This window comes from Bradyrhizobium sp. UFLA05-153 (assembly GCF_054185185.1).
In genome coordinates, this window is record NZ_JBBIAM010000258.1 from 1 (window position 1) to 4,424 (window position 4,424).

Below are 4,424 nucleotides of genomic sequence, written 5' to 3' on the forward strand. Positions count from 1 at the left end.
ACAAGCGATTCATCCGATTCAAGATTCTTCGATCGAGCCTCCCGCAAATGAATCAAGCACTTGTGGGTAATTGAAAGTTGCCGACGCGGGTCATGCCGAACAACATGATTCCAAGAAAGCCCGCCTCCAGGAAGAAGGCCGTCAATACCTCGTAGGCCAACAGTGGTCCGATGATTGAGCCTGCACGATCGGAGAAGACCGACCAATTGGTTCCGAATTGGTATGTGAGCACAATACCGGAGACCACTCCCATCGCGAAGGAAAGTGCGAATATCTTGATCCAGTAGTGAAACAGGTCGAGAAAAATCGCGCGCGTGGTCCATAGCCACAGCCCCTCGAGAACAGCGAGGTAGCTCGCCAGCCCAATGGTGAATGCCGGGAAGATAAAGTGAAACGAAACGGTGAAAGCGAACTGGATGCGGGCCAGCAGGAGCGCGTCGAAGCCCTCGAACATTGCGATCTCCATTCATAGCCTGGGCGATTTGAATGTAGCATAACCCGCATTGCTCACCCAGATGAGCCTTCATCGAACCTCAAAGCAAAGCACGTTCGCTGTGAGATCGTGAAGGCCGGAGCGACCGGCGGGAGCGCGGCGATATAGGTAAAGGGAGCACATTTCCGCTTTGACTGGGAAAAGCGATCCAGGCGCCGGGCTCTAGCAAAGCGCGATACCGCTGGCTGACTGCCGGAATGCATTCGACCAGCTCCGCCCAATTGAGTGTTCCGCAGCCCGGCCCGGGGAACCGGTCGGCGTATGAGCAGGCTGGGGCCCATCCAGGTCTAGCGACCACTGAGTGTCACCACTCATCCTGTTCGAAGGGGGTACGATGCCGTCATTGTCACGGCGCGGGTCAACGGCGCTATTCGTTCCAGAGCGAGCGGCCGATCACCGCTTGCAGCACCAAGAGAGGAGATTGGGTAATGCCGAAGGAAAGAGAGACGCGTGAGCAGCGCGAAAAGCGGGAGCTCGACGAAGAGTTGGACCGACAGTTGGAGCAGACTTTTCCAGCGAGTGATCCACCGAAAATCACGCGCAGCCTACCTAAACAAACCACGCCAAAACCGGGTACGAGCTACAAGGAACGGCGAGGCCATTAAATCCTGCTGACCGTCAATGCCCTTCTCACAGCACGACATTTCGACGCCGCCAAGTAGATAGAAGCTACGGCTCGAGCCGTTTGGAACGCCCCAGCGAATAACGGCCCAGCGGAGATATGAACGCGTTATCGCGCCGATCGATGTCGGATGCCTTGGCTCATACGAATCCCGGTTGCGCTGGCGACAGGTTTGATCAGCGATCATGCTTTCGTAGCGCTGGCGAAGAGGAAATGTTTGTTGCTGGCCCGGATCAAGCCAGCATTGGCAGCTATGTTGCGAGCGAGCGCCCGCGCGCCATGGACGAAACGTTCTTGGTCCAAATGATCTTAGACGCGCACGATGGTCTCTTCGCGCGAGAAGGGCGGACCACTGGAGATTATCATTTCCCGAGCAGAGCGTGCTGCCAGCCCTCATACCGAACGCGAGAGGGAGCAGCATCGCGTCCAAACTGTCGAAGCCGACGAGCTGATCTTGCGCCCGACGAATCCGGAAATGCTTAGGCCATGGCAAAGCCCAGCAGAATCGGATCGACCAAACGAGCAACGTCCTCAGCACCAGCCGTTCGTAGCGCGCTATTTATGATGCGGACCCATTCGACCTTAGCGAGGAGATCGAAGGCCGCGCTCGCCATGCCGCCACTGGAATGCGATTGCATCAGCGGCGGCAGTGGATCGCGAATCAGTTGGTGCGCGCTTTCGACGCAATGGTTGAAATGTCGGCAAGGCCTATGTTTGGCTTGCTATGATCTACGCACTTGAAATTGATACTCGTGTTGCGCGGCTTTTTCTGCACGGCGGACGCTTGCACTCAGGCATCTAGCCGGACGGCAGAATACATATGCCGTCCGGATTCTCTTCTTCATCAAGTTAGACTGCTTAATAGCTTCATTCGGAAGCGTGCCTCGCTTTACCTCGACAGAAGGAGTGTGGTGATGCCTCTACCTCTCATCACCCTAACCGTGTCCGACCATCCGCGCCTTAAGAAGCTCGCGCGCGTAGCTGCGCAGCGAGGCGAGAAGGATGCGGTCTTTCTGCTCGCCGAGATCAACCGCGCGAATGTCGTCAAGGATGACGCTCGCCAGGTCAAATCACTCGTAACGATAGGATCTTGGGTCACGTACTGGACCAATCGGGGCATTCGCCGAAAGACGGTGCAATTGGTCTGGCCTGAAGACTTTACATCCGATCCAAGTCAAGTCTCCGTTCTGTCGGGCTTGGGCGCGGCGCTGGTCGGCCTTCGGTCCGGAGACCGAATGCCGTACTTCGTCGCGGGAGACATGGACGTCATCGGAATCGAGAGTGTTAATCGATCCGAGTCGAGTACTGATCCGCTCGCTCCGTTGCTCCGTCCTCAAGTGTTGGGTGACAAAAACTCTTTCGATGACGATCCGGGATAGATGGCCGTGCGAGCTGAAAGCAGTAAATTCGATGGAAGGACTAGCCATAGCTGCGGCCTCTGTTTCTCCCGTAGTACCGCGGTGCAGTCCACAAGTGTCGAGTCGTCCTGACATAGCCGACCTCGCCGATCGACCAAGGAGCGGCAGCACGCCGACCGGCGGCGGCGCTCAAGATAAGCGCAAGCGTTGGCGGTCTGCGTGTATAGGTTGGCGTGAGGCGATCGTGGTGCGGCAAAATGCGCTCTCGGATCATTTGAATGCCGCGGCAAACGCACTATCTAATTTGGTATGATGATAATTGTTCCGATCCATCGCTTTGACCCGTATCGCGCAGGCAATCTGATCGCAGGCAATTAGCCCCGGGTTCAGTGCTCCGTCGCCTGTCGAACTCGGGGTATCTACACCAAAGCTCACGCAATTCTGGTTCGTCAGCGCCGGCATCCCCCCGCTCGGGTGCAAAAACGCCTGACTCCGTAGACGGCATTCCCCTGATCGATCGCCACGTGAGTTTAGTTTAGCCGCTTAATAGCCCGTCAAACCCAAGCCGGCCAGCGCAGGCGGGGCGCAGTTCTGAAAGTGAGCGAGGCGCGCGACTGATCGCGGACTTAAATCGATCAAACACGGAGATCGGCTCAAGGACCGCGGAGCGTAAGCTGAGAGTGGAAGAAGTCCAGCCAAAATCATGGAGGTAAATAGGAATGACTGAGTTCACCAAGCGCGGGGAAGCGTTCGAGGGCAAGTTTGCTCATGAGCAGGCGTTGCGATTTAAGGCGATTGCGCGCCGTAACAAGCTTTTTGGGCTGTGGGCCGCTCAACAGCTGGGCAAAACGGGCGCAGATGCCGAGGCCTACGCAAGGACGGTGGTCATCTCTGATCTCGACGAGCCAGGAGATGAGGATGTCATTCGGAAAGTCGTCAACGATCTCAAGGCTGCGGACGTCCCCTGCGAGGAGGGTAGCGTAAGAAGCGTGCTGGAGGAGTTCATGTTTCGCTCGATAGACGAGATCAAGGCCGGAGTGTAAGCTTCAAAGAGTGCGATGTAAGCTAGGCGAGTTGAGAATGTTCTAGCAGATTCATCTAGGGCCCATACGACGCTGAACCGCGCTTTAGTCCGCACTGGTCCAAGGGGGCATTGAAGGGTATCCGGTCCCACACAGTGGAATAATCCTCCTGGGACGAACAATTCCCCAGTGCCATGTCGATCACCATGCCAGGAATGCGGAGCGGCATGCGCTGCCCAATGAAGGCGTTTAAACTTCCCGCGTCGTGCCGCAGGCACTCGCTCGCGGCACTAGTCGGGACCGTTTCTCACTCGCTCATGGTCAACGGGCTTGCTGTCCTTGGCTAGAGCGTCGTTGGAATTGAGGCTGAGGGCGCAATGCTTAACCAACCTATTTCAATCCTAATCCCGAGGGTTGCCCGTATCGAGACCTCTTCCGCGGATTCCTATCGCGTTTCTCTCAATTCGCTTTACGGTCGCCATCCAATGATCCGTCTGCAGGTCCAATCTTGTCTCGAAAGAGGCACCTGCGGAGTGTCGCAAGCGCTAGTCCACGGCGTTCCTTGCGCCGTTGTTTGTGCTCTCGTCCCTTGAAAGAACTGTTGCACTTGAGTGAGGGGCGGAGACATTTTCCACCTTGCTCTTGTAGTTTGAGAACACGGTGGTGGCGAGCAGAAAACTCCACCAAAGTACGAGGCAAAACAGCATCCGCCCATGTGTCTCCGAAACTCGGATCGAGGCAGGGTCTCTTTCGGGCGATGGAAGTAGTTCTATCAGGCGCATCGCAACCGCCTCCTTTTGCGAGAGAGTCCGGTGTTGTCCAGATACTTGGTCAAGCATCGCCAGCAATCGCCTGTGTGTACCAAAAACCTCATCCGAGTGTGATACCGCGTTGGAATCGCCTAAGCTGGCGCGATGATCGGGCTGTTC

At 56.5% G+C, this 4,424-nt stretch carries 3 protein-coding genes and 1 pseudogene; 2 read left to right on the top strand and 2 right to left on the bottom strand.

Going from position 1 to position 4,424, the window contains the following annotated elements; all coding sequences use genetic code 11:
• Positions 1–79: 79 nt before the first annotated feature.
• Positions 80–454, bottom strand: a pseudogene (locus Q2941_RS50880) (cytochrome ubiquinol oxidase subunit I); the annotation flags it as partial.
• Positions 455–2,029: 1,575 nt separating this feature from the next.
• Between Q2941_RS50880 and Q2941_RS50885 the strand changes: the two are divergent.
• Both Q2941_RS50885 and Q2941_RS50890 read left to right on the top strand, forming a co-directional pair.
• Positions 2,030–2,494, top strand: a complete 465-nt coding sequence (locus tag Q2941_RS50885; protein ID WP_458197429.1) for a GreA/GreB family elongation factor — start codon at positions 2,030–2,032, stop codon at positions 2,492–2,494.
• Between the two features lie 698 nt (positions 2,495–3,192).
• Entirely contained in the window at positions 3,193–3,516 is a 324-nt protein-coding gene (locus Q2941_RS50890; protein WP_458197430.1) for a DUF1476 domain-containing protein, read from the top strand.
• A 524-nt stretch (positions 3,517–4,040) separates the two neighbouring features.
• Here the strand turns inward: Q2941_RS50890 and Q2941_RS50895 are convergent.
• A partial coding sequence (locus tag Q2941_RS50895) for a hypothetical protein (RefSeq protein ID WP_458197431.1) occupies positions 4,041–4,424 on the bottom strand: 384 nt, incomplete at its 5' end.